The sequence below is a fragment of the Streptomyces sp. NPDC056296 genome (assembly GCF_042268605.1).
Taxonomy (GTDB): Bacteria; Actinomycetota; Actinomycetes; order Streptomycetales; family Streptomycetaceae; genus Streptomyces.
Genome location: NZ_JBHJRX010000032.1, coordinates 52,968 through 77,345 on the forward strand (window position 1 = coordinate 52,968; position 24,378 = coordinate 77,345).

27 protein-coding genes are annotated in these 24,378 nt (G+C 72.3%); 12 read left to right on the forward strand and 15 right to left on the reverse strand.

The annotated features are described in order from the left end of the window. Positions 1–157 precede the first annotated feature (157 nt). A complete protein-coding gene (locus tag ACFCZF_RS23515; RefSeq protein WP_375905511.1) occupies positions 158–961 on the reverse strand; it encodes an acyltransferase in 804 nt (267 codons plus the stop codon). 107 nt (positions 962–1,068) lie between these two features. Between ACFCZF_RS23515 and ACFCZF_RS23520 the strand changes: the two genes are divergently transcribed. Beyond that, on the forward strand, positions 1,069–1,605 hold the full coding sequence (locus ACFCZF_RS23520; RefSeq protein ID WP_376673365.1) for a gamma carbonic anhydrase family protein: 537 nt from the start codon (positions 1,069–1,071) through the stop codon (positions 1,603–1,605). 63 nt (positions 1,606–1,668) lie between these two features. On the opposite strand, the gene ACFCZF_RS23525 is transcribed toward ACFCZF_RS23520, so the two are convergent. Then, positions 1,669–2,292 (reverse strand): DedA family protein, encoded by a 624-nt coding sequence (locus ACFCZF_RS23525; protein ID WP_375905509.1) that lies wholly within the window; start codon positions 2,290–2,292, stop codon positions 1,669–1,671. A 108-nt stretch (positions 2,293–2,400) separates the two neighbouring features. After that, positions 2,401–2,838, reverse strand: a complete 438-nt coding sequence (locus ACFCZF_RS23530; protein ID WP_310875920.1) for a DUF4442 domain-containing protein — start codon at positions 2,836–2,838, stop codon at positions 2,401–2,403. Between the two features lie 84 nt (positions 2,839–2,922). Between ACFCZF_RS23530 and ACFCZF_RS23535 the strand changes: the two genes are divergently transcribed. Next, positions 2,923–3,861, forward strand: a complete 939-nt coding sequence (locus tag ACFCZF_RS23535) for a hypothetical protein (protein ID WP_376673366.1) — start codon at positions 2,923–2,925, stop codon at positions 3,859–3,861. A gap of 84 nt (positions 3,862–3,945) precedes the next feature. Next, a complete protein-coding gene (locus ACFCZF_RS23540) occupies positions 3,946–4,947 on the forward strand; it encodes a hypothetical protein (protein ID WP_376673326.1) in 1,002 nt (333 codons plus the stop codon). Positions 4,948–4,980: 33 nt separating this feature from the next. Here ACFCZF_RS23540 and ACFCZF_RS23545 read toward each other — a convergent pair whose 3' ends face one another. From ACFCZF_RS23545 to ACFCZF_RS23555, 3 genes are all read right to left on the reverse strand, one after another. Continuing rightward, positions 4,981–5,826 (reverse strand): spermidine synthase, encoded by an 846-nt coding sequence (locus ACFCZF_RS23545; protein WP_376673327.1) that lies wholly within the window; start codon positions 5,824–5,826, stop codon positions 4,981–4,983. Positions 5,827–5,946: 120 nt separating this feature from the next. Next, positions 5,947–7,125 (reverse strand): elongation factor Tu, encoded by a 1,179-nt coding sequence (gene tuf, locus ACFCZF_RS23550; protein ID WP_376673328.1) that lies wholly within the window; start codon positions 7,123–7,125, stop codon positions 5,947–5,949. Positions 7,126–7,407: 282 nt separating this feature from the next. Further along, positions 7,408–8,130, reverse strand: coding sequence for a DNA alkylation repair protein (locus tag ACFCZF_RS23555; protein ID WP_376673329.1), 723 nt, complete (start codon positions 8,128–8,130; stop codon positions 7,408–7,410). Positions 8,131–8,179: 49 nt separating this feature from the next. On the opposite strand from ACFCZF_RS23555, the gene ACFCZF_RS23560 reads away from it, so the two are divergent. Continuing rightward, positions 8,180–8,968 (forward strand): TVP38/TMEM64 family protein, encoded by a 789-nt coding sequence (locus ACFCZF_RS23560; RefSeq protein ID WP_376673330.1) that lies wholly within the window; start codon positions 8,180–8,182, stop codon positions 8,966–8,968. 7 nt (positions 8,969–8,975) lie between these two features. Here the strand turns inward: ACFCZF_RS23560 and ACFCZF_RS23565 are convergent, their stop codons facing one another. Further along, positions 8,976–10,145 (reverse strand): thiolase family protein, encoded by a 1,170-nt coding sequence (locus ACFCZF_RS23565; protein WP_376673331.1) that lies wholly within the window; start codon positions 10,143–10,145, stop codon positions 8,976–8,978. Positions 10,146–10,246: 101 nt separating this feature from the next. Here ACFCZF_RS23565 and ACFCZF_RS23570 point away from each other — a divergent pair, with 101 nt between their 5' ends. The 3 genes from ACFCZF_RS23570 (at position 10,247) to ACFCZF_RS23580 (ending at position 11,979) form a co-directional block, all read left to right on the forward strand. Then, positions 10,247–10,723 (forward strand): winged helix-turn-helix transcriptional regulator, encoded by a 477-nt coding sequence (locus ACFCZF_RS23570; RefSeq protein ID WP_375905487.1) that lies wholly within the window; start codon positions 10,247–10,249, stop codon positions 10,721–10,723. Between the two features lie 137 nt (positions 10,724–10,860). After that, positions 10,861–11,736, forward strand: a complete 876-nt coding sequence (locus tag ACFCZF_RS23575) for an undecaprenyl-diphosphate phosphatase (protein ID WP_375905484.1) — start codon at positions 10,861–10,863, stop codon at positions 11,734–11,736. Between the two features lie 63 nt (positions 11,737–11,799). Then, positions 11,800–11,979: a hypothetical protein gene (locus ACFCZF_RS23580; RefSeq protein WP_375905481.1), complete on the forward strand. Its 180-nt coding sequence runs from the start codon at positions 11,800–11,802 to the stop codon at positions 11,977–11,979. A 13-nt stretch (positions 11,980–11,992) separates the two neighbouring features. On the opposite strand, the gene ACFCZF_RS23585 is transcribed toward ACFCZF_RS23580, so the two are convergent. Further along, on the reverse strand, positions 11,993–12,733 hold the full coding sequence (locus ACFCZF_RS23585) for an SDR family oxidoreductase (protein WP_376673332.1): 741 nt from the start codon (positions 12,731–12,733) through the stop codon (positions 11,993–11,995). 179 nt (positions 12,734–12,912) lie between these two features. Here ACFCZF_RS23585 and lnt point away from each other — a divergent pair, with 179 nt between their 5' ends. Beyond that, positions 12,913–14,487, forward strand: a complete 1,575-nt coding sequence (gene lnt, locus ACFCZF_RS23590; protein WP_376673333.1) for an apolipoprotein N-acyltransferase — start codon at positions 12,913–12,915, stop codon at positions 14,485–14,487. Here the strand turns inward: lnt and ACFCZF_RS23595 are convergent. Then, positions 14,411–15,316, reverse strand: coding sequence for a Gfo/Idh/MocA family protein (locus tag ACFCZF_RS23595; protein WP_376673334.1), 906 nt, complete (start codon positions 15,314–15,316; stop codon positions 14,411–14,413). The two genes, lnt and ACFCZF_RS23595, sit on opposite strands and share 77 nt — an antisense overlap. A 13-nt stretch (positions 15,317–15,329) precedes the next feature. Further along, positions 15,330–16,511, reverse strand: a complete 1,182-nt coding sequence (locus ACFCZF_RS23600; protein ID WP_376673335.1) for an FAD-dependent monooxygenase — start codon at positions 16,509–16,511, stop codon at positions 15,330–15,332. Between the two features lie 105 nt (positions 16,512–16,616). On the opposite strand from ACFCZF_RS23600, the gene ACFCZF_RS23605 reads away from it, so the two are divergent. The 3 genes from ACFCZF_RS23605 to ACFCZF_RS23615 all read left to right on the forward strand — a co-directional run bounded on the left by ACFCZF_RS23605 (position 16,617) and on the right by ACFCZF_RS23615 (position 18,403). After that, entirely contained in the window at positions 16,617–17,228 is a 612-nt protein-coding gene (locus ACFCZF_RS23605) for a TetR/AcrR family transcriptional regulator (protein ID WP_375905467.1), read from the forward strand. A 43-nt stretch (positions 17,229–17,271) separates the two neighbouring features. Next, positions 17,272–17,784: a DinB family protein gene (locus tag ACFCZF_RS23610; protein WP_376673336.1), complete on the forward strand. Its 513-nt coding sequence runs from the start codon at positions 17,272–17,274 to the stop codon at positions 17,782–17,784. A gap of 103 nt (positions 17,785–17,887) precedes the next feature. Continuing rightward, on the forward strand, positions 17,888–18,403 hold the full coding sequence (locus ACFCZF_RS23615) for a hypothetical protein (protein WP_376673367.1): 516 nt from the start codon (positions 17,888–17,890) through the stop codon (positions 18,401–18,403). Positions 18,404–18,432: 29 nt separating this feature from the next. On the opposite strand, the gene ACFCZF_RS23620 is transcribed toward ACFCZF_RS23615, so the two are convergent. The 5 genes from ACFCZF_RS23620 to fabG form a co-directional block, all read right to left on the reverse strand. Then, on the reverse strand, positions 18,433–19,002 hold the full coding sequence (locus ACFCZF_RS23620) for a hypothetical protein (RefSeq protein ID WP_376673337.1): 570 nt from the start codon (positions 19,000–19,002) through the stop codon (positions 18,433–18,435). Positions 19,003–19,124: 122 nt separating this feature from the next. After that, positions 19,125–19,808, reverse strand: a complete 684-nt coding sequence (gene ung, locus ACFCZF_RS23625) for a uracil-DNA glycosylase (protein ID WP_376673338.1) — start codon at positions 19,806–19,808, stop codon at positions 19,125–19,127. A 93-nt stretch (positions 19,809–19,901) separates the two neighbouring features. Next, positions 19,902–21,488: an ABC transporter substrate-binding protein gene (locus ACFCZF_RS23630; RefSeq protein WP_376673339.1), complete on the reverse strand. Its 1,587-nt coding sequence runs from the start codon at positions 21,486–21,488 to the stop codon at positions 19,902–19,904. A 208-nt stretch (positions 21,489–21,696) separates the two neighbouring features. Continuing rightward, on the reverse strand, positions 21,697–22,458 hold the full coding sequence (locus tag ACFCZF_RS23635; RefSeq protein ID WP_375905450.1) for an SDR family oxidoreductase: 762 nt from the start codon (positions 22,456–22,458) through the stop codon (positions 21,697–21,699). A gap of 59 nt (positions 22,459–22,517) precedes the next feature. Next, entirely contained in the window at positions 22,518–23,279 is a 762-nt protein-coding gene (gene fabG / locus ACFCZF_RS23640; protein ID WP_375905447.1) for a 3-oxoacyl-ACP reductase FabG, read from the reverse strand. 272 nt (positions 23,280–23,551) lie between these two features. Here fabG and ACFCZF_RS23645 point away from each other — a divergent pair, with 272 nt between their 5' ends. After that, positions 23,552–24,367, forward strand: coding sequence for a hypothetical protein (locus tag ACFCZF_RS23645; protein ID WP_376673340.1), 816 nt, complete (start codon positions 23,552–23,554; stop codon positions 24,365–24,367). Positions 24,368–24,378: the final 11 nt, after the last annotated feature.

A 24,378-nucleotide genomic window follows, 5' to 3' on the forward strand; every position in this document is an offset into this window, starting at 1 on the left:
GCCGGCACCGGGACCCCGTGGCCAGCCCTCGGCGGCCGACACCGGGACCCCGTGACCAGCCCTCGGCAGCCGGCACCGGGACCCCGTGACCAGCCCTCGGCGGCCGACACCCGCACCCCGTGGCCAGCCCTCGGCGGCCGGCACCGGGACCCCGTGGTCAGCCCTCGGCGGCCGGCTCCGCGAGCCTGCCCGGCCCTGCCACCCGGTCGTCCAGTTCGGCGAGCCGGGCCACGGCCTCGTCGTCCAGCTTCGACAGCGCCCGCAGCTGTCCCGGCGTGACCCCGTCGGGAATCGGCACCGGAGCCGGTGTCCGCAGCGGCGGCTGCCAGCCCTCGCCGGGCGTCCAGCGCCGTACGACACGGGCCGGCGCGCCCGCCACCACGGCGTGGTCGGGGACCGTGCCCCGGACCACGGCACCGGCGGCGACCACCACGTTCCGCCCGATCCGCGCGCCGGGCAGGATCACCGCGCCGGTGCCGATCCAACAGCCGGAGCCGATCTCCACCGGGTCCATCCGGGGCCACTGCTTGCCGATGGGCTGGTGCGGGTCGTCGTAGGAGTGGTTGGTGGAGGTGACGTAGACGTACGGGCCGAAGTAGCAGTCGCTGCCGATGGTGACCGTGGTGTCCGCGATGACGTGGCTGCCGCGGCCGAGGACCACTCCGTCGCCGATACGCAGGATGGGCTCGGGACCGAGGTCGAGGTCGGGCATGAGTCCGGCGGTCAGGGTGACCTGCTCGCCGATGATGCAGTGGGCGCCGACGTGGATCCAGGGCTCGCCGAAGACCGTGCCGAGCGGGAAGGCGAGCCGGGTGCCCGTGCCCAGCGCCCCGAAGCGGAAGCGTCCGGGGTGTGCGGCGGTGACGGAGCCGGTGCGCTGCACCCAGGCCCAGCCGGCGTGGACGGCCCGCTGCGCGAGGCGGCTCCGCCAGGACGAGAACGTGTTCTTGCGCTTGGGCACCCGCCCACGGTAATGGGCACGCGGTGCGGCCATGACTTCGGAGGCCTGTGATCTTCACCCCACCGGGTGGCGTACGGTGCCGTACATCACCCGAGCAGGAGGCGATGATGACGCAGCAGGCGCTGATCACGGGCATCGGCGGTAAGGACCCGAAGGTGGACGCGGAGGCCTTCGTGGCGCCGACGTCCTCGGTCATCGGGGACGTGACGCTCCACGCGGGGGCGAGCGTCTGGTACGGCGCGGTGCTGCGCGGCGACGTCGAGCGGATCTCCGTCGGCGCGAACAGCAACGTCCAGGACAACTGCACGCTCCACGCCGACCCCGGCTTCCCCGTCACCGTCGGCGAGCGCGTCTCCATCGGGCACAACGCCGTGGTGCACGGCGCGACCGTGGAGGACGACTGCCTGATCGGCATGGGCGCCACGGTCCTCAACGGCGCGGTGATCGGTGCCGGGTCGCTGGTCGCCGCGCAGGCGTTGGTGCCCCAGGGGATGGCGGTGCCGCCGGGCTCGCTGGTGGCGGGGGTGCCGGCGAAGGTGAAGCGGGAGCTGACGGAGGAGGAGCGTCAGGGGGTCACGCTGAACGGGACGATGTACGCGGCGCTGGCCTCGCAGCATCGGGAAGCGGTGGGGGGCGGTCTGTAGAGGGCCGTCTGCGGGTTGTTCGTGGCTGGTCGCGCAGTTCCCCGCGCCCCTACGGGGGCGCTCCTACTCTGCGGCGGGAAGGGGCTGGGCCTTCTTCGCCTTGCGCTTGAGCACCAGCATCGACGCGACGCCGATGCCCACGGCCACCACCAGGCCCAGCCAGGAGAAGCGCTTCAGCCAGGACTCGGCGACGACGCCGACGTAGTAGATGACGGCGGTGGTGCCGCCCGCCCAGACGATGCCGCCGAGGACGTTGGCGATCAGGAACTTCCAGTACGGCATCCGCAGCACGCCGGCCAGCGGGCCCGCGAAGATGCGCAGCAGGGCGACGAAGCGGCCGAAGAACACGGCCCACATGCCCCACTTCTGGAAGGACCGTTCGGCGGTGGCGATGTGCCCTTCGCTGAAGTGCCTGGGGAATCTACCGCCCAGCCAGGCCAGGAGCGGCCGGCCTCCCTTGCGGCCGATGGCGTACCCGATGGAGTCGCCGATCACCGCGCCCGCGCCGGCACAGGCGCCCAGGACCAGCGGGTCGACGCCGCCGTGCTGGGAGGACAGCAGGGCCGCCGAGACCAGGATGATCTCGCCCGGCAACGGGATGCCCAGGCTCTCCAGACCGATGACCAGTCCGACGACGGCGTAGACGGCCGCCGCGGGCACCGTGTCGAGCCACTCCTGGACGTGCAAGGCCAGACCCTCCGATTCGCGCCCCCGCCGGGTTCCGGGTGGGTCTCGCGCCGCTTCCCGGGTCGCCTCGAACGAGGCGACCCGGGAAGCCTACCGGTTCGCCGGGCGTCAGCTGTTGGGACGCAGGGTCCATATGACGGTCATCTCACTGGTCACGGCACCGTCCTCGCGCTGGATGGCGACGCTCACCGGGAACTCGGGGCGGCTGCCCTCGTCCAGCTCCGCGACGACCTCGGCGACGGGGCGGCCGAGTGTCGCGGTGGCCGTGACCGGGCCGAGCGCGATCTTCTTGAAGGCGATCTCCGCGGTGACCGGCAGCGGCACCGCCCGGGAGAGCTGGTCGCCGAAGGCGGCCAGCACGATCGCGCCGCTGGCCGACTCGCCCAGCGTGAACATGGCTCCGGCGTGCGGCCCGCCGACGTGGTTGCGGTACTCGCTCTGGTCCGGAAGAGCCAGTACGGCCTTCTCCGGAGTGGTCTCCAGGTACTCGAGGTTCAGGGTCCGGACCATCGGCACCGTGGCGGCGAGCAACTCGCCGATCGACATCTGATCATCGCTCATGCCAGAAGGTTACCCATGAGTAGCATCCTGGGCCAGGCATCCGGGGTGATCGCCGTATGCTTTCCGCCCATGCGGCCAGGAGAGCAGCCCCCCGCCGGCGGACCGGACCCGCGGCAGCCCAACCCGTACCAGCAGCCTGGCTACCAGCAGCAACAGCCGTACGCCGGACAGCGGCCCGCCTCCTGGAACGCGCCCACGGTCACGGCCGCCCCGCCGCCCGGTGGGGGGCCGGGCGGCCGTACGAAGCTGGTGGCGATCATCGCCGCCACGGTCGTCGTGGTGGCCGCCGCCGTGACCGGGGCCGTCCTTCTGGGCGGCGGTGAGGACGACCGGGCCGAGCCCGGCCCCACTGCCTCCTCGGCGCAGGCGTCCGCCGCCGACAACCCGCGCGACGGGGACGACGACCCGAAGCCGACCGTCGCGGGCTGGCGTGTCGTGGCCAACCCCGGCCAGGGCATCGCCTTCGACGTTCCGGCTTCCTGGGCGCTCCAGGCCCGCGACTGGGTCACCTACGTCGTCGAGGACGACGACCCCGAGGAGAAGCCGCTGGTCGCCATGAAGGCCCCGGCCGTCCTCAAGGAGAAGTGGTGCGGGGCAGACGGCGACCGGGACGGCTCGGTCGACCACACACCGCTGGCGAGCGCCGGCACACGCGGCAACAACGGTGCGCGCGGCACCGAGGAGATCGCCCGGAACGACTCGGCGGCCTGGGTCTACGGGGCCTTCGCCCAGCCCGCCCGGGACAAGGTCGCGACGGGACCGGTCACCTCCTTCACCACCGCCTCCGGCATCAAGGGCAGCGTCGCCACCTCCCGGTCGTCTGGGGTCGAGAAGAAGGGCAAGTGCGACGTGGACGGCAAGGCGACGACGTTCGCCTTCGAAGCCGCCGACGGCGACCTCGTGTCCTGGTCGTTCTTCGGCGCCGCGGGCGTCGGCGACGAGGTACCGGACGCCACCGTCCGGAAGATCCTCGCCACCGTCAGGGAGTTCACGCCGGCGGACTCCTGAGGGACGCAGGTTCACGACTTCGGTACGTCCCTGACAAGGGCCGGTGACCGAACCGTGTCCTGGGCGGCATTAGGGTGACCTCTCATGTGGCCAGGACAGCAGCCGCCCGGGGGCGAGCAGAACCCGCAGAACAATCCGTATCAGCAGCCGGGGTACCAGCAGCCGAATCCGTATCAGCAGCCCGGCGCTTACGGGCAGCAGCAGTGGGGCGCTCCGCAGCCCCCCGGGGCTCCGCAGCCGTCTCCGGGTGGTGGCGGTGGCGGCAACCGGACGAAGGTGGTCGCGATCGTCGCGGCGCTCGCCGTGGTGGTGGCCGCCGGTGTCACCGGGTTCCTCGTGCTGGGCGGTGACAAGGACGACCAGGCGGACGACGGCAAGGACAAGAAGCCGTCCGCGAGCGCGTCCGCCGACAAGTCCGAGACCCCGTCCACCGACCCGAGCGCGTCCGGCGACGAGGACAACCCGCGGGGCGGCGACGGGCTGAAGGCGACCATCGACGGCTGGAAGGTCGTCGCCAACCCGCGCTTCGGCACCATGTTCGACGTGCCCGCCGACTGGGAGATCGACAGCACCGACACCAGCGTCGGCTTCGAGTGGGAGGAGAAGGGCAAGACCGACCGCACCACGGTCACCGCCCCGGCCTACCTGAAGTCCGAGTGGTGCACGACCGACGAGAACAAGGACGGCCGCAAGGAGAGCACCGCCCTCGCCACCACCGGTACCCGTGGTGAGAGCGGCGCCAAGGACACCGACATGGCGGCCGAGACGCGGGTGCCGTGGTGGATCTTCGGCGGCTACACCCAGCCGGACAAGAAGAGCGTGAAGTACGGCAAGCCGAAGGCGTACACCACGACGTCCGGGATCAAGGGCAGCGTCATCTCGGCGTACTCGCAGGGCACGCCCCAGAAGGGGAAGTGCGACACCGAAGGCAAGGCGACCACCTTCGCGTTCAAGAACGGCGCGGGCGACTTCGTCACCTGGAACCTGTACGGCGCCAAGGGCGTCGACGACGAGGTCCCGGAGGCGACGATCCAGAAGATCCTGAGCACCGTGCGCCTCACCGAGGAACCGCCGACCGAGTCGTAGGCACACCGCGCCGGGCGGCGCCGCGCGCGCCGCTCAGCCGATGCCGAAGGCCCCGGCGGGAGGCTCGGGCGACGGTACGGCGTCCTCGTCGCGCACCGGGCGCGCGTCGCCGATGAGGTCCCGCAGGGCGGGCCCGTGCTCGACCCTGGCCGGGAAGGCGTCGGCGGCGGTGCGCCGGGCCAGCGCGGCCGTGTCGAGCGGTCGGTGCGCGGCGACGAGGACGGCGTTGCCGAAGCGGCGCCCGCGCAGCACACCCGGTTCGGCGATCAGCGCCAGCTCCTCGAAGAGCGTGGCGAACCCGGCCAGTTGCGGGCGCAGGAAGGGGAACGGCGCGGAGTCGGCCAGGTTGGCCACGTACACGCCGTCGGCGCGCAGGACCCGCGCCGCCGCACGGGCGTAGTCGACGGAGGTCAGGTGCGCGGGCACCCGGGATCCTCCGAAGACGTCGGCGACCAGGACGTCGACCGAGTCCGCGGGCGCGGCCTCCAGCCAGGCGCGGGCATCGGCACCGTGCGCGGTGATGCCTGCGCCGTCCGGCAGCGGCAGGTGCTCGGCGACCAGGTCCAGCAGCCCCCGGTCGGCCTCCACGACGTCCTGCCGCGAGCCGGGCCGCGTCGCGGCCAGGTACCGGGGCAGGGTGAACGCACCGCCGCCGAGGTGCAGCACGTCCAGCGCACGCCCCGGCTCGGCGACCGTGTCCAGGACGTGGCCGAGCCGGCGCGTGTACTCGAACTCCAGGTGCGCCGGCTCGTCCAGGTCGACGTACGACTGCGGCGCCCCGTCGACGGTGAGCAGCCAGGCCCGCTTCCGGTCGACGTCGGGCATGAGCTTGGCGGTGCCGTGGTCGGTGACGCGGCTGAGCGGTATGGCTTCCTTCACCTGTTCATTGTGCCTGTGCGAAGCACCCCCGCAGGGGCGCGGGACTGCATCGATGTGCGGCTCCGCCGCGTGCGCGACCAGCCACGACGCCCGCAGTCCCCCACCCACGGCCAGGGGCACTCACCCCACCGTGGTCACGGTCCCCGCCCCCACGGTCCTCCCACCCTCACGGATGGCGAACCCGAGCCCCGTCTCCAGCGGCACGTCCCGGCCCAGCTCGACCGTCATCGTGACCGTGTCCCCGGGCCGCGCCACCGCCACCTCGCCGAGGTCGACGTCTCCGACGACGTCAGCCGTACGGATGTAGAACTGCGGCCGATACCCCGTGGCGACCGGTGTCGAACGCCCGCCCTCGCGCGCCGACAGCACGTACACCCGCGCCGAGAAACGCCGCGCGGGCACGACACTGCCGGGTGCGGCGACCACATGGCCCCGGCGCACCGTGTCGCGGGCGACGCCGCGCAGCAGCAGCGCCACGTTGTCCCCGGCCTGGGCCTCCTCCATCGGCTTGCCGAAGGTCTCCAGGCCGGTGACGACCGTCTCGACGGACGCCCCGAGCACCTCGACCCGGTCGCCGACGTGGACGGTGCCGCGCTCGACGGCGCCGGTGACGACCGTGCCGCGGCCGGTGATGGTGAGCACGTTCTCCACCGACAGCAGGAACGGCGCGTCCAGATACCGCTCGGGCATGGGCACGTAGGTGTCCACCGCGTCGAGCAGCGCCTCGATCGACGCCGTCCAGCGTGGGTCGCCCTCCAGCGCCTTCAGCCCCGAGACCCGTAGGACGGGCACCGCGTCGCCGCCGTAGCCGTGTGCGGTGAGCAGGTCCCGCACCTCCAACTCGACCAGGTCGGTCAGTTCCTCGTCCCCGGCGTCGGCCTTGTTGAGCGCGACCACGATGTGGTCGACGCCCACCTGCCGGGCGAGCAGGACGTGTTCGGCGGTCTGCGGCATGATCCCGTCCAGCGCGGAGACGACGAGGATCGCCCCGTCGAGCTGGGCGGCGCCGGTGACCATGTTCTTGACGTAGTCGGCGTGACCCGGCATGTCGACGTGCGCGTAGTGCCGGGTGTCGGTCTCGTACTCGACGTGCGCGATGTTGATGGTGATGCCGCGCGCCGCCTCCTCCGGGGCGCGGTCGATGCGGTCGAACGAGACGTACTGGGTGGTGCTGCCGGCGCCGCGCTCGGCGAGCACCTTGGTGATGGCGGCGGTCAGGGTGGTCTTGCCGTGGTCGACATGGCCCATCGTGCCGATGTTCAGATGCGGTTTGGTGCGGACATACGCCGTCTTGGACATGGCGGTACCTCGAAGCCTCGTGGCGATGGTGGGGACCCCCGGGGGCTGGCCGACCCTCCCCCTGCGGGGTCCGCCGGACGATCCGGGGAGGGTCAGCTTCGGGCGCCGTCGACTGCGGCCGTCGCGGCCTTGAAGAAGGGGACGGCAGCCTTCGGGGCATCCGCGACCGCGGATGCTGCGAGGTGGAAGGCGTACCGGAACATGACGCCGATCCTCGCCGACGCTTTGTCCCACGTCGAATGGTTTTTTATGGCACGGGAGTTCGAGTACCGGTTCCGTCTTCTACGGCCCGACGTTGCGGAGCGCCTCGCGCACGGACAGCGGCGCGAGGCGTCGCCGGTGCTCGGTCACGAAGGCGCGTACGGCGTCGGGGTCGGTCTTGGCGTACTCGCGCAGGCACCAGCCGATGGCCTTGCGGACGAAGAAGTCGCCGTGGCCGGACTGGCGCAGGCAGTAGCCGAAGAGGCGGTCGGTGTCGGTGCGTTCCCTGTAGCGCAGTTGGTGGAGCAGGGCGGCGCGGACCAGCCAGAGGTCCTCGTCCGCGCTCCAGGCGTCCATGTCGGCCGTGAGGCCGCGGTCGGCCGCGACCAGCCCTCCGACGACGTGCGCGGCGAGCAGGTCGACGGTGTCCCACCACGGCACCGTCGTGAGCAGCTGCCGGACCACGGGCAGGAAACCGGAAGAGCAATGCGTCACATACCGGCGCAGGTAATCGACGGCGAAGTAGTGGTACTCGCGCTCGGGCAGCCGCCAACAGCGCAACGCGACCGCGGTGCAGTCCGACTCGCCCGGGCGGGGCAGACCTTCCAGGACGGTGCGGGACAGGCCACGGCGAACAGGGGAGGTCAGACCCAGGAAGGGCGCCACGTCCTTCATGTACGCCCGCAGGGCCACGGCCCGCTCGGGATCGGCCGCGGCGGCGTACACGACGGTGAGCCGCTCCGCCACGGTGTCGGCGAGAGGGCTGCGCGGCACGTCCGGGATTTCCTTGGCTGTGACGCTCATGAGACGCACCATACGGCGATCACACACATTTGTCGGTTAGTGTCACCGGATGTTCGATGCCACCACCCGCTCTGGGGGCACCGCCACGGTCTCTCCCCGGACCGCAGCAACGGAGCTCGCCGTCGCCACCGCCGCCGGGCCGGTCGCGCCGGCCGCACCGACCGGCTTCGCCGCCCGCGTGACGAGAGTCCTGCTCTCTCCGTGGTCCCGCTTCTCCCTGCTCGTCGCCCTGCTCGCGTCGGCCGCGACCGCCGTTCTGCTGTTCCAGCCGCAGCAGTTGCTGACCGACGGCTGGCCGCCGCAGCTCGGGGGTGCCGCGGCGGCGGTCGCGTACGCGGTGGCGTACGGACTGTGCACCGTCGCCTTCGTGCCGCGTCCGCTGCTGAACCTGGCCGCGGGTGCCCTGTTCGGTTCCCAGCTGGGCCTCGCCTCGGCGCTGGCGGGGACGGTGCTCGGCGCCGGAATCGCCTTCTGCCTCGGCCGGATGCTGGGCCAGGAGGCGCTGCGCCCGCTGCTGCGGGGCAAGTGGCTGAAGGCCGCGGACGGGCAGCTCAGCCGGCACGGTTTCCGCTCGATGCTGGCGGCGCGGCTGTTCCCCGGGGTGCCGTTCGCCGCCGCCAACTACTGCGCGGCCGTCTCCCGTATGGGCCTGCTGCCCTTCCTGCTGGCGACCGCACTGGGGTCGATCCCCAACACCGCCGCCTACGTCGTCGCCGGCGCCCGTGCCTCGACGCCGACCTCCCCCGCCTTCCTGATCGCGCTGGCCTGCATCGCCCTGCCCGGGCTGGCCGGCGCGGTGGTGGCCTGGCGCAAGCGGAACCAACTGCGCGGACGCTGACGGGGCGTTACACCGCTTCCAGGACCATCGCGTTGGCGAGCCCGCCCGCCTCGCACATCGTCTGCAGGCCGTAACGGGCGCCGCGCTCGTGCATGGCGTGGACGAGCGTCGTGGTGAGCCGGGTGCCGCTCGCGCCGAGGGGATGGCCGAGGGCGATCGCCCCGCCGTGCACGTTCACCCGGTCGAGGTCGGCGCCGGTCTCCTGCTGCCAGGCCAGCACCACGCTCGCGAAGGCCTCGTTGACCTCGAACAGGTCGATGTCGCCGAGGGACAGCGACGCCCTGCGCAGCACCTTCTCGGTGGCCGGGACCACGCCCGTCAGCATCAGCAGCGGGTCGGAACCGGTGACGGCGAAGCTGTGCAGGCGGGCGAGCGGGCGCAGGCCGAGGCGGGCGGCGGTCTCGCTCGACGTGATCAGCACGGCCGAGGCGCCGTCGTTGACCGGGCTGGCGTTGCCCGCGGTGACGTTCCACTCGATCTGCGGGAAGCGCTCGGCGAAGGCCGGGTCGTGGTAGGCGGGCTTGAGGCCGGCGAGGACCTCGACGCTGCTGGTGGGGCGTACGCACTCGTCGCGCGAGACGCCGTCGAGGGGCGCGATCTCGGCGTCGAAGCGACCGTTGCCCCAGGCCGCGGCGGCCTTCTGATGGGAGGCGACGGCGAAGGCGTCCATCCGCTCCCGCGTGAGCGACCACTTGGCGGCGACCAACTCGGCGCTGACGCCCTGCGGGACGAGTCCCTCCGGGTAGCGGGCGGCGACGCCGGGGCCGAAGGGATCCTTGCCGGGCGGCACGTTTGACCACATCGGCACCCGGCTCATCGACTCGACCCCGCAGGCGACGACGAGGTCGTACGCCCCTGCCATGACGCCCTGCGCGGCGAAGTGGACGGCCTGCTGGGAGGAGCCGCACTGGCGGTCCACGGTGGTCGCGGGGACGGACTCGGGGAAGCCGGCCGACAGGAGGGCGTAGCGGGTGGTGTTCATGGCCTGCTCGCCGACCTGGTCGACGGTGCCGCCGATGACGTCGTCGATCAGCACCGGGTCGACACCCGACCGCTCGACGAGGGTGCGCAGCGTGTGCGCGAGGAGTTCCACGGGATGGACGTGCGCGAGGGCGCCGTTCGGCCTGCCCTTGCCCATGGGGGTGCGTACGGCTTCGACGACGACTGCGTCACGCATGGTGCGGACCTCCGATGGCCGGCGACTACCAGTGAGTAGGAAATCTGGACTCACCATAGCTCGACGAGTTGGAAAAACAAACCCTCAATTAGACTGACGCCATGGCCGCCGCCCCCAAGAACCCGCGCCCCTGCTCGATCGCCGACGCCCTGGCGCTCGTAGGCGAGAAGTACTCCCTGCTCGTCCTGCGCGAGGTGTGCCTCGGCAACGGCCGCTTCGACCAGCTGGTACGCAACATCGGCGCCCCGCGCGACATCCTCGCCACCCGGCTGCGGCGGCTCGTCGACGCGGGGATCCTGACCAGGCAGCCGTACAGCGAACGCCCGCAGCGCTTCGAGTACCGGCCCACCAGGGCGGGACTTGAGCTGGAGCCGGTCCTGATGACCCTCATGGAATGGGGCGACCGGCACCTTCGCGCGGACGACGACCGCCCCATGGTGATCGAGCACGCCTGCGGCAGCGAACTCGTCCCGCAGGTGACCTGCCGGGCCTGCGGCGACACCGTCCGGCACGAGGACTTGACCGCCCATCCGCAGGCCCCCGGCTGGACGGTGACGGGCCCGACGGCGGCCCAGTAGCCCTTCCACCCCTGTGGGCTGATCTTCACTTTGGGGCGCTACGCTGCCCCTCGGCACGCCTGATCCTGATCACCGCACACGGTGCTTCGGCGTGCCCGTCGCCCGTTTCTCGATCGGCACTTGGACCCCGTAACCTCATGTCTTGGTTTGAATCACTCATCCTCGGACTCGTCCAGGGGCTGACCGAGTTCCTCCCCGTGTCCTCCAGCGCGCACCTGCGTCTGACCGCGGCGTTCTCCGGCTGGCACGACCCGGGCGCGGCCTTCACGGCGATCACCCAGATCGGCACCGAGGCAGCCGTGCTCATCTACTTCCGCAAGGACATCGGGCGGATCATCTCGGCGTGGACGCGGTCGCTGACCGACAAGTCGATGCGGCACAACCCCGACGCACGCATGGGCTGGCTCGTGATCGTCGGCTCGATCCCGATCGGCGTGCTCGGTCTGACGCTGAAGGACCAGATCGAGGGCCCGTTCCGCGACCTGCGGATCACGGCGACCATGCTCATCGTCGTCGGGGTGATCATCGGCATCGCGGACCGGATGGCCGCGCGGGACGAGAAGGGCGGCCGGCACCGCGCGCCCAAGCAGCGCAAGGAACTGGAGAACCTGAGCGTCCGCGACGGCCTGATCTACGGTCTCTGCCAGGCGGCGGCCCTCGTCCCCGGCGTCTCCCGCTCCGGAGCGACCATCAGCGGCGGCCTCTTCATGGGCTACCGCCGCGAGGCGGCGGCCCGTTACTCGTTCCTGCTCGCGATCCCGGCGGTGCTCGCCTCCGGCCTGTTCGAGCTCACGGACGCGATGGAGAGCGACCACGTCTCCTGGGGACCGACGCTGTTCGCGACCGTCATCGCCTTCGCCACCGGGTACGTGGTCATCGCCTGGTTCATGAAGTTCATCTCGACCAAGAGCTTCATGCCGTTCGTCTGGTACCGCATCGCGCTCGGCATCGTCATCATCGCCCTGGTCGCGACGGGCGCCCTCAGCCCGCACGCCGCGGAGTCGGCCGGCTGACCGCAACCACTTCTGTAGCCGTCCGGTAGCGCACTGTCAGTGCTTGCCCCTAGGCTTGTCCGCATGTCCCCCAATTCCGTGACTCCTGGTTCCGTGCGGTCCGCCGCGGAGCTGAACGACCAGATCCGTGCGCTGTGGCGGCGTGCGGGCGGGACCCTGTCGGCGCAGGAGCGTGTGGAGTACGAGTTGCTGGTGGTCGAGTGGGCGACCGCGATCCGCGGCGAGGTCATCAAGGCGGCCTGACCGGCCGGGGCGGTCAGCGCCCGCCGGCCACCCTGAGCACCGTCCCCGTCGTGTACGACGCGTCGGGCGACATCAGCCAGGCGATCGCCGCGGCGATCTCCTCCGCCCGGCCCGCGCGCCCCAGCGGAACGGCGGACCCCATCCGCCGGGCACGCTCCGGGTCGCCCATCGCGGCGTGCATCTCGGTGTCGACGACCCCGGGGGCGACCGCGTTGACGCGGACCCCGTCCGGGCCGAGCTCCTTGGCGAGGCCCAGGGTCAGGGCGTCGACGCCCGCCTTGCTCGCCGCGTAGTGCACGTACTCCCCGGGGCTGCCGATGGTCGCGGCGCCCGACGACACGTTCACGATCGCGCCGCTCCCCCGCGCGGTCATCAACTGCGCGGCGCGCCGGGCACACAGCAGCACGCCGAGCAGATTGACGTCGAGAACCCGGCGCAGGGTCGCGGTGTCCCTGTCGGCGAGCCGCCCCAGCGGTCCGGTCACCGCCGCGTTGTTCACCAGCCCCGTCACCGGCCCGAGCCGCTCCTCCGCGACCTCGAAGAGCCGCTCGACGTCGGCCTCGACCGACGTGTCCGCCCGGACCGCGAGACCGCGGCCGCCGGCCTCACGCACCCCCGCGGCGACCGCCTCCGCCGCCCCCGAGTCCCGGACATGGCCCACGACGACGTCGTGCCCGTCCGCCGCGAGCCGCAGGCAGGCCGCCGCGCCGATCCCCCGGCTGCCGCCGGTGACCACCGTGATGGGACGCTCCATGAGTACCTCCGCAGAAGATCGTCGCAGGACCGAGAGGCGCGCGTTCCGCCTATTTGATCGATCATCGATCATCTTAGGCGAGGCCACGCTTCCCCGGACCCGGACATCTGATGTGATCAACTGCAATCCGCCCTCGTCGAGCGCGCACACTGAAGAGACCACGGGGTAGGGAGGCGCCTATGAAGACGCTCGACCGCCTGCTCGCCTCCCCGTGGCGGCGCTCGGCCGCCGCCGCGGTGGCCGGCGCGCTGCCCGTGCTCGCCTTTCCGGGGCCGGCCCTGTGGTGGTGGGCCTGGGTCGCGCTGGTGCCCTGGCTGCTGCTGGCCCGCACCGCGCCGACCTGGAAGCGGGCGGCGTACGACGGGTGGTGCGGCGGGTTCGGATTCATGCTGGCCATGCATCACTGGCTGCTGCCCAACCTGCATGTGTTCACGTTCGTCATCGCCGCGCTGCTCGGCGTGCTGTGGGCGCCGTGGGGCTGGCTGGTGCGCCGGCTGCTGGGCGGGGCGCCGTCGGTCCGCAGGGTCGCCGCGTCGCTCGTGGTGCTGCCGTCGGGCTGGCTGGCGGTGGAGCTGGTCCGTTCCTGGGAGGGACTCGGCGGCCCCTGGGGCGTCCTCGGCGCGAGTCAGTGGCAGGTGGCGCCGGCGCTGCGGCTCGCCTCGGTGGGCGGGGTGTGGCTGCTGAGCTTGCTGGTGGTGGCCGTCAACGTCGCCTTCGCCGTGCTCGTCGCCGTCCGCCGGGCCCGGGTGCCCGCACTGGCCGGGCTGGTCGCCACCGCCGCCGCCACCTCCGCGGCCTGGCTCTGGTCACCGCGCCCCGATGCCGGCGAGCGGGCCGCGATCGCCGTGGTGCAGCCGGGGATCGTCGCCGGCCGGGACAGTGCCGACCGGCGCTTCGACCGCGAGGAGGAGCTGACCCGCCGGCTGGCCGACCGGGACCTCGACCTGATCGTCTGGGGCGAGAGCAGCGTCGGCTTCGACCTGGACGACCGGCCCGACCTGGCAGGTCGGCTCACGGCGCTGTCGCGGGAGACCGGCGCGGACATCCTGGTCAACGTGGACGCGCGGCGCTCCGACAAGCCCGGCATCTACAAGAGCTCGGTGCTCGTCGGCCCCGACGGCCCGACCGGCGAGCGGTACGACAAGATGCGGCTCGTCCCGTTCGGCGAGTACGTCCCGGCCCGCTCACTGCTCGGCTGGGCCACCTCCGTCGGCGAGGCGGCGGGCGAGGACCGCAGGCGGGGCTCCGAGCAGGTGGTGATGGACGTCGGGGACGGGCTGCGGATCGGCCCGATGGTGTGCTTCGAGAGCGCGTTCCCCGACATGAGCCGCCGGCTCGCCGCCGACGGCGCCGAGGTGCTGCTCGCCCAGTCGTCGACGTCGACCTTCCAGCACACCTGGGCGCCCGAGCAGCACGCCTCGCTCGCCGCGCTGCGCGCCGCCGAGACCGGCCGCCCGATGGTGCACGCGACCCTGACCGGCGTCTCCGCCGTCTACGACGCCAACGGCGCCCGGATCGGGTCGTGGCTCGGTACCGACGCGAGCGCGTCGCGGGTGTACGAGGTGCCGCTCACGCACGGCAGCACGCCCTACGTCCGCTACGGCGACTGGACACCGCACGCCGCGCTGCTGACCCTCGCGGCCTGGGCCGCCGCCGAGGGTGTACGGGCGGTGCGGCTCAGGCGGAGCGCTCCGCGACCGCCCGCACCACCCGCTCGCACAGCTCATGGGTCTCAAGCGCGTCCCGGGCACTGAGCACCTTGCCGGCGCGCACGGCGTCGAGGAAGGCGAGCACCGCCTGCTCGATGCCGCGCTGGCGGGCCACCGGGACCCAGTCGCCGCGCCGCCGCACACTCGGCTGGCCCTTGTGGTCGATCACCTCGGCGAGGTTGACCACCTGGCGCTTGGTGTCCTGGCCGGACACCTCCAGGATCTCCTCCGCCGAACCGCTGAGCCGGTTCATGACGCCGAGCGCGGTGAAACCGTCCCCGGCGAGCTGGAGCACGACGTGGTGGAGCAGACCGTCCTGGACGCGGGCGCGGACGGTCACGTCGTCGACCGGTCCCGGCGCCAGGAAGCGCAGTGTGTCGACGACGTGGATGAAGTCGTCGAGGATCATCGTGCGCGGTTCCTCGGGCAGGCCTATGCGGTTCTTCTGCATGAGGATCAGCTCGCGCGGGTGCTCGGCGCACTGCGCGTACCCGGGGGCGTGGCGCCGGTTGAAGCCGACGGCGAGGCCGGTGTTCCGCTCCTCGGCGAGGGCCACCAGGCGCTCGGAGTCGGCGAGTTCGTAGGCGAGCGGCTTGTCGACGTAGGTCGGGACGCCGGCTTCCAGCAGCCGGGTCACGATCTCGGGGTGGACGGCCGTCGGCGCGTGCACGAAGGCGGCGTCGAGGCCCTCGGCGAGGAGCAGGTCGAGGTCGGCGTGGCGCTGCCCGTCCGCGAGGCGCAGTCCGTCGGCGACGCGGGTGAGCGTCGCCGGGGTGCGGGTCTGCAGGTGCAGTTCGACCCCGGGCAGCGTGGCGAGTACCGGCAGGTAGGCCTTCTGCGCGATGTCGCCGAGTCCGATGACGCCGACCTTCACGGGGTGTGCTCCTCTAACGCTCGCCGACCTGGGTCTGGGGGGAAGCATACGGCTGCTGCGGGGGCCGCCAGTCGGCGATGCCGTCGAAGCCGCGTAGGAAGAGCGCCGGTCCGGCCTTGGACAGCGCGGCGATCGCGGTGTCGCGTACGGCGATCCCGGCGCGGTTGGTCATCAGGTTGAGCCGGGCGACCCTGACGGCCTGGCGGACGACGCCGGTCGTACGGGGCAGGCGCGCGGCGGTGTAGGCGGCGAGGTCGTCGTGGTGGTGGGCGAGCACGATCGCGTCCTCGATGGCCTGGTTGCCGCCCTGGCCGAGGGTCGGCGGCATGGCGTGCGCGGCGTCCCCGACGAGGGCGGCCCTGCCCCGGTGGTGGGCGGGCAGGGGCTCCGCGATGTAGTGGACGTCGTGGCGCAGTACGTCCTCGGGGCGGGCGGCGGCGAGGACGGCGGGGATCGGGTCGTGCCAGTCGCCGTACCGGTGCAGCAGCTCCGCCTTCTCGTCGGCCGCGTGTCCGCCCGCCGGGGTGACGGCGGCGGCGTAGGCGTAGACCCGGCCGTCCTTGAGCGGATGCGTGCCCCAGATGCGGCCCCGGCCCCAGGTCTCGTGGGAGGCGAACTCGGCGCCGGGCACCGGGATCACCACGCGCCAGGTCGTGAAGCCGGAGTAGACGGGGCCCGGGTGGTGCGGGTACAGCGTGCCGCGTACGGCGGAGTGGATGCCGTCGGCTCCGACGACCAGGTCCGCCTCCAACTCGCCGTCGGGGGTGCGCACCCGGGCCGGCTGGTCGCTGTCACCGGGGTCGGCGAGCATCGCGTCGGCGGCGGTGCGGACGGCGTCGGGCGGCAGTCGCGCGGCCAGCCGGTCGATGAGGGTGGCCCGGTGCAGCAGCACGAGCGGTCCCCCGAACCGGGCCGCCGCGGCCTCGGCGCTGGAGCGGGAGAGCCAGCGCCCGCCCGGTGTGCGCAGGCCTCCGTCGCCCTGCCAGGCGGCCAGGTCGCGGATCTCGTCGCCGAGACCGATGACGTCCAGGGCGCGCAGGGCGTTGGGCGACAGGGAGATGGCCGCGCCGATCGGCTGGAGCGAGGGGGCGCGTTCCAGGACGGTGACCCGCAGGCCGCGGCCGTGCAGGGCCGCCGCCGCGGTCAGACCGCCGATTCCGCCGCCGATCACGACGGCCTGCCGTGTCCGTGTCATGGCTGCTCCTCGCACTCGCCACCCACCCACTCGCTAACTACAGCTGTAGTGAACCTTCCGCCTCGACTGTACTACAGCCGTAGTGAGGCAGGTAGGTTGAGCTCCATGTCCGCACGCACCGCACCTCCCGTGCCCCCCGCCGACGGGGCTTCCCGCGCCGAGCTCGTCGCCGACGCCGCTCTGGCCCTGCTCGCCGAGCGCGGGATGCGCGGGCTCACGCACCGTGCGGTCGACGAGGCGGCCGGACTCCCCCAGGGCTCCACGTCCAACCTCGCGCGGACCCGGCAGGCGCTCCTGGAACTGGCGGTGCGGCGCCTGGCCGACCGGGAGGCACGGGTGCTGGGACTGAACGAGATGCCGGACCCTCGCCACGGCCTGGACGCGCTGGTGGACGCGCTGGCACTGGCGACGCACCGCGCCCTGACCCGCAACCGCGCGCTGACGCTGGCCCGGTACGAACTGGCCCTGGAGGCCACGCGCCGCCCGGAGCTACGAGCCCACTTCGACGCGGCGGGCGCCCGCTTCCGGGAGCAACTCGGCGCCCTCGTCACGGCGATGGGCTCGGCCGACCCGGCACGCCATGTGCTGTCCCTGGTCGCCTGGGCGGACGGGCTGATGTTCAGCTGCGTGGCCGGGACCTTCCACGCGGAGGTGCCGAGCCTCCATGAGGTGCGGGCCGACCTGCGCGAGGTGCTGGACGGCATGCTGGGCGGCTGAAATCTCCTGGTGGGCGGGGGTCTTCATCAGCGAGGATGCCGGCATGACGACCGAACGCCGCGAACCCGCCGTGGACGCCGACGAACGCACCATGCTGGAGGGCTGGCTGGAGTACCACCGGCAGACCCTCGCGTGGAAGTGCGAGGGCCTCACCGACGCCCAGCTCAGGACCGCCTCCGTGACCCCGGCCACGTTGTCCCTGATGGGGCTGGTGCGGCACATGGCCGAGGTGGAGCGGAGCTGGTACCGCAGGGTGCTGGCGGACGAGGACGCGGACCCGATCTACTACAGCGACGAGAACCCGGACGGCGAGTTCCGGCTGACCGAGGCGGACACCTGGCAGGAGGCCCACGCCACCTGGCAGGCCGAGATCGAGGCCGCCCGGCGCAACGCGGCCGACGTCCCCCTCGACGCACCGACCCGCGGTCTGCACCGGCGCACCGGCGAGCGCTACACCCTGCGCTGGATCCACACCCACATGATCGAGGAGTACGCCCGCCACAACGGGCACGCCGATCTGATCCGCGAGAGCCTCGACGGCGCCACGGGCGACTGACGTCACCCTCGGCGGCCCCGGGGCCTCCGTACGGGGCCGGAGATCACCCGTGCGGGGCAACCTCCGCTTGTCCGGCACCGTGGACGGGGCCCGACCCAGCAGAGTGGCGCGGGTGCATCGAACGACGACCACCGCAACGCTTCTGGTGACCGTGGCGGTCTCGGCCCTGACCGGCTGTACGACGGTCCAGGGCCCGACCGCGGCCGACCCGTCGGCGACCGGCGCCCACTCCTCGGCGCCGCGCCCGGACGGTCCGTCCGAGCCCCGGGTCGTTCAGGCCCCGGCCCGTGAGGCGCTGGAGATGATCGGCCCCTCCCGGACCCCGGACCACGCGTCCGGCGAGCCGCGCCGTACGGCGTCCCCGGAGGCGGCCCCACCGCAGCGGAAACCCCCCGCCGCCCGCGCCCGTCCGGAACAACAGCCGCGGCCCGCCCGCCCCAGGACACCGGAGCGGGAGCAGGGCCGGGAGCGATCTCGCGTCGAGGTCCCCGACATTCCCCGGCCGACCGGCCGGGGCAGCGGCGAGAGCGCCGACGTGTGCTCGCTCGGCAAGCAGTACGGCGGCTGGCGACCGGGCAGCCCCGAGGCGGTCATCTGCGAGCAGGCGTACGGCCACTGAGCGCGCACGCGTGGCGCGGCGGGCCGGGACTACGGCCGCTGCCGTGGCGGCCCCCACCGCCCGTCGGGTCGGTCCGGCGGCCCGTCCGGGGCGGGGCCGGTGCCGCCGAGCCGTTGCTCCAGCCGGTCGATGGCCGCGCGTACGCCCTCGCCGTAGCGGTCGGGCGCGAGGGACGCCGCCGCCCAGCGGGCGCGCCGCAGGTGTACGCGGGCGGCCTCGCGGTGGCCGAGCCGGTCGTAGTCGGCGGCGAGGTTCAGATGCAGCGAGGGGTAGAGGGCGCGCGCGGCGAGGGTGCCCTCGTGCCGATCGGCGGGCCGGTCGGCGGGCCGGTCCCCGAAGCGATCCTCCGTGAGTTCCTCGGCCGCCGACAACGCCCGCAGGTCCCAGGCCAGTTCGTCCCCCGGGTCGTCCTGGGTGTCGGCCAGGTAGTGGGCCAGGGTGCAGCGGTGCAGCGGGTCGCCGTGCTCGCCGATCTCCGCCCACAGACCGAGGAAGCGGTGGCGGGCCTCCTCGCGGTCGCCCGCGTGGTGCAGCATGACGACCTGCCCGATCCGCGTCAGCACGGCGTCCGGCGCCGCCTGCTCCTGTCCCTTGGCCACCGCGTCCTCCGTGCCCGTCGTCGGCTGTCCTCGACGACGCTAACCGCACATACCGGTAATCCCGGTCAGGCGGCCCGTGACGCGCGCGGGCCGGTCGGTGGCCGACCGGCCCGCCCGTCGGCTCAGCCCAGGTTCGGGAGGGTCCAGTCGATCGGCTCGTGGCCCTGCTTCGCGACCGCCTCGTTGATCTGCGTGAACGGACGGGAGCCGAAGAACTTCTTCGCCGACAGCGGCGAGGGGTGCGCGCCCTTGACCACCACGTGCCGCGTCTCGTCGATCAGCGGCAGCTTCTTCTGCGCGTAGTTGCCCCACAGCACGAACACCGCCGGGTCGGTGCGGTCGGCCACCGCGCGGATCACCGCGTCGGTGAACAGCTCCCAGCCGCGGGCCTTGTGCGAGTTCGCCTCGCCGGCCCGGACCGTGAGCACCGCGTTGAGCAGCAGGACGCCCTGCTGCGCCCACGGCATCAGATAGCCGTTGTCCGGAATCGGGGTGTCCAGCTCCGCCTGCAGCTCCTTGTAGATGTTCCGCAGGGACGGCGGCACCTTCACACCGGGCCGGACCGAGAAGCACAGCCCGTGACCCTGCCCCTCGCCGTGGTACGGGTCCTGCCCGAGGACCAGCACCTTCACCCGGTCGTACGGCGTGGCCTCCAGCGCGGCGAAGACCTCCTCGCGCGGCGGGTAGACGGGGCCGTTCGCCCGCTCCTCCTCGACGAACTCCGTCAGCTCCTTGAAGTAGGGCTTCTGCAGTTCGTCGCCCAGCACCTCGCGCCAGGACTCGGGCAGCATGGCGGTGTCGGTCACGTCAACTTCCTTACGCTGTGCGGTCGCTTCCGGTCCTGAGGAACCTACCGGCGACCACTGACAACGGGCGCGCCCGCCCGCGCGTACCGGCGCCTACCAGCTGGTCTTCCGGTACAGCTGCCACATCATCATGATGGTCGAGGGGTCCATGGCCCGCTCCGCGCCCGAGATGTCCGTGCTGGCGGCCACGTACTGCTTGCCCTGCCACAGCGGCAGCAGCCGGGCGTCGTCCACGAGGATCTGCTGCGCCCGCTCGAACTCCTTCTCCACGTTGGCGCGGTCGCTCTCCCGGCGTGAGCGCGGCAGCAGCTCGCCGGTGATCTCCGGTGCGAGGTAGGGGGTGCCGAGGGCGTTCTGCTTGCCGACGAAGGGCGCGATGAAGTTCTCCGCGTCCGGGAAGTCGGGGGACCAGCCGCGCCCGAACACCGGGTACTCGCCCTTCTGGTAGCCCTCGACGTACGTCTTCCACGGGCGGCTCTTGAGGGTGACCGTGAACAGGTCGGAGGCTTCGAGCTGGCGCTTGATCTCCTTGAACTCCAGCGCCGTCTCGGAGCCGTAGCGGTCGCTGGTGTACCAGAGGGTGAGCGGGACGGGCTCGGTGATGCCGGCGTCGGTGAGGATCTCGCGGGCCTTGGGGACGCTGGGGTCGCCGTAGTCGTCGAAGAAGCCCGTGGTGTGGCCGGTCAGGCCCTTGGGGACCATCGAGTACAGCGGGTCGACGGTGTCCTGGTAGATCTTGTGGGCGATCGCGGCCCGGTCGATCACCTGGGCGACGGCCTGGCGCACTTCCTTCTTGCCCGCCCACGGGTCCTCGGGGTTGAAGACGAGGTAGCGGATCTCCGTGCCGCTGCCCTCGACCAGCTGGAGGTCCTCGTCCTTGCTGGTCCTGCCCTGCAGCGTGATGACGTCGTCGGCCGCGAGACCGCGGTAGGTGACCTGGATCTCCCCGTCGCGCAGCGCCTTCACCATGCCGGCGGAGTCCTTGAAGTAGCGGACGGTGACCGCGTCGTTGTGGCGGTCGGCGAAGCCCTTGTAGCGGTCGTTGCGGACCAGTTCGGCCCGCTCGCCGTCCTCGTACGACTCGAGCGTGTACGGGCCGGAGCCGACGACCTTGCCGTCCTCGCGCAGGGCGTCGGCCGGGTAGCCGCCGGGTTCGACGATCGACATGGCGGGCGTGGCGAGCACGAACGGGAAGGTGGCGTCGGGCTTGTTGAGGTGGAAGACCACCTCGCGCTCGCTCGGCGCCTGGACGCGGTCGAGGCTGCCCAGCAGACCGGCGGGACCGCCGTTGACGTTGATGTCCTTGATCCGGTCGATCGAGTGCTTGACGGCCTGGGCGTCCAGCGCGTCCCCGTTGGAGAAGGTCAGGCCCTCGCGCAGCTCGCAGCGGTACACCTGGTTCGTGGAATCCGTGAACGCGCACTGCTCGGCGGCGTCGGGCTCGGGCGCGGTCGCACCGTTGGGATAGCTGAGCAGGGTCTGGTAGATGTTGCGGAACAGCTCCCACGAACCGTCCCACGAAGCGGCCGGATCCAGCGTGCTGGGCGCGCTGGTCGTCCCCACCACGATCGGCCCCTCGTCCTCCGAACTGTCGGACGACAGGATGCCGCAGCCGGTGACCAGCGACGATATGGACACGATGGCCGCCACCCGCCGCAGGCCTCGGTTCCGGTTGAACACGCGCACGCTCCTCGATCTGCCGTACCAAGGGTCGGCAGACCATACCGCAGCGCCACGCCACCTGAACCCCCTTCTGAACAGGGGTTTTGATCATTTGGCGATGACTACGTTGTCATCGCCCCCGTGGTCTCGAAACGCGGACACGGGCGCCGTTTTCGTCGACGGCGCCCGTGTCCGGGATCGATCTTGGGGTCGGCGACAGCCGATATCAGGCCACGCCGGCGTTCAGGAAGATGCCGCCGTCGACGACGAGCGTCTGACCGGTGACCCAGGCGGACTGCTCCGAGGTGAGGAACGCGGTGGCGCCGCCGATGTCGGAGGGCACACCGAGCCGGCCCAGCGGGTAGGCCGCGGCTGCCTCCTCCTCGCGGCCCTCGTACAGGGCGGCGGCGAACTTGGTCTTCACGACGGCCGGGGCGATCGCGTTGACCCGCACCCCCGGCGCGAACTCGTGCGCCAGCTGAGCGGTGAGGTTGATCAGCGCGGCCTTGCTGACGCCGTAGGCGGCGATGAAGGGCGAGGGCGACAGGCCCGCGACGGAGGCGATGTTGACGATCGCGCCGCCGTTGTCCTTCTGCCAGGCGTGCCAGGTGCGCTGGGCGAAGCCGAGCGCCGAGACCACGTTGGTCTCGAAGACCTTGCGCGCGACGTTCAGGTCGAGGTCGGCGATCGGCCCGAACACCGGGTTGGTGCCGGCGTTGTTCACCAGGAAGTCGACGCGGCCGAAGGCCTCCATCGTGCGCTCGACGGCGACGGCCTGGTGGGCCTCGTCGTGCGCCTTGCCCGCGACGCCGATGACCCGGTCGGCGCCGAGCTTGTCGACGGCCTCCTTCAGGGCGTCCTCGTTGCGGCCGGTGATGCAGACGCGGTCGCCGCGCGCGACGAGCGCCTCGGCGACGCCGTAGCCGATGCCGCGGCTGGCGCCCGTGACGAGCGCGACCTTGCCGGAGAGTCCGGGGAGTTCAGTCATGTCAGTGGTCCCTAGTCCCAGTGGTCCCTAGTGCCAGTGTTCCCTAGTCTCCGTGTGCCCTAGTCGAGCGGTCCGCCGGCCACGTACAGCACCTGGCCGGAGACGAAGCCGGCCGCCTCGCCGGTGAAGAAGGCGATGGCGTTGGCGATGTCGTCGGGCTCGCCGACACGCGCGACCGGGATCTGGGTGGCGGCGGCGGCCTTGAAGTCGTCGAAGCCCATGCCGACGCGGTCGGCGGTGGCCTTGGTCATCTCCGTGGCGATGAAGCCGGGGGCGACGGAGTTGGCGGTGACGCCGAACTTGCCGAGCTCCTTGGCGAGGGTCTTGGTGAAGCCCTGGAGACCGGCCTTGGCGGCGGAGTAGTTGACCTGACCGCGGTTGCCGAGCGCGGAGGACGAGGACAGGTTGACGATGCGGCCGAAGCCGGCGTCCACCATGTGCTTCTGGCAGGCCTTCGACATCAGGAAGGCGCCGCGCAGGTGCACGTTCATGACGGTGTCCCAGTCGGAGGCGCTCATCTTGAACAGCAGGTTGTCGCGCAGCACGCCCGCGTTGTTGACGAGGATCACCGGCGCGCCCAGTTCCTCGGCGATCCGCGCGACGGCCGCCTCGACCTGCGCCTCGTCGGAGACGTCGCAGCCGACCGCGATCGCCTTGCCGCCGGCGGCGGTGATCTTCTCGACGGTGTCCTTGCAGGCCGCCTCGTCGAGGTCGATGACGGCGACGGCACGGCCCTCGGCGGCCAGTCGTACGGCGGTGGCGGCACCGATGCCGCGCGCGGCTCCGGTGACTACGGCGACCCGCTGCTCAGTGGTGGACATTGCTGCTTCTCCTCGTCCTGGGGATGCGGCCCATGCGGAGCGTCGCGGGGCGCCCGGTGGTGAGCGACCGCTTAGTACCTTCCGCAGACGTGACGCTAGAAGCCCTGGCACCCGGTGTCAACGGGACACCGGGCCGGTGTGATCCATTACCTCGGCTCCCCACGTGCGTCAGCACGCCCGCCCACCCGATCGGCCCACCGCTGCGGGCCCGCACGCCACCGGCGTCCTAGCGTCGAAGCGCGAGCCACTCGTGGCCGGAAAAGGAGGCGTCCATGCGCCGTCGTACCGGGGCCGCAGGCATAGCCGTCGCGATCGCCGCGATCGTGCCGCTGGCCTACCCCGCACACCCCCAGGAGTCGGACTCCTGGAATCTCACCCGCCAGAAGGCGTCCCAGCCCGTCAGCGACAGTGAACCGGTCGACCCGGACCCGTTCGCCCCTGACTCCCTCGCTCCGGACGCACTCGCTCCGGACGCACTCTCCGAAGACCCGTCCGACGGGAGTCGACCCGACGGCAGCGGAGCCGACGGCAGCGGACCCGACGAAGGCCGGCTCGACCAGGGCGCCCTCGACACGGGCCGGCTCGACGAGTACCGGCCCGACGAGGGCGGGATCGGCGAAGGCGGATTCAACGAGGGCGAATTCGACGAAGGCGGAATCGACTCTGGTCGACCCGATCAGGGCGGAAACGGCCAGGGCGGAAACGGCCAGGACGTCGGCCAGGGCGGCATGAACCAGAGCCGACCCGACGAGAACCGACCCGACGAGAACCGACTCGACCAGGGCGGAATCGACGCCGCCCGGAAGCCGGACGGGGGCGCGGCCGGCGGGGCGCCGCCGAGGCGGGACTCCGCCCCGACCATCTCCGCGACCTCCGTGCCGCGTCCCACCACGACCACACCGGCCCCGGTCACCACGCCGGCTCCCGCCGTCTCCCCCACCGTCGCGCCGACGCGCGGTACGCAGGGCGGGCTGGGCGGCGCGTCGGGCATCGGGCCGAGCAGCTGGGACATCGGGATCGGACTGAGCTGCGTGGCGAGCGCCATGCTGGCCGCGGCCTACGTGCTCAGGCGCCGCCGACGCGCCTGAGGCGGGGCGCG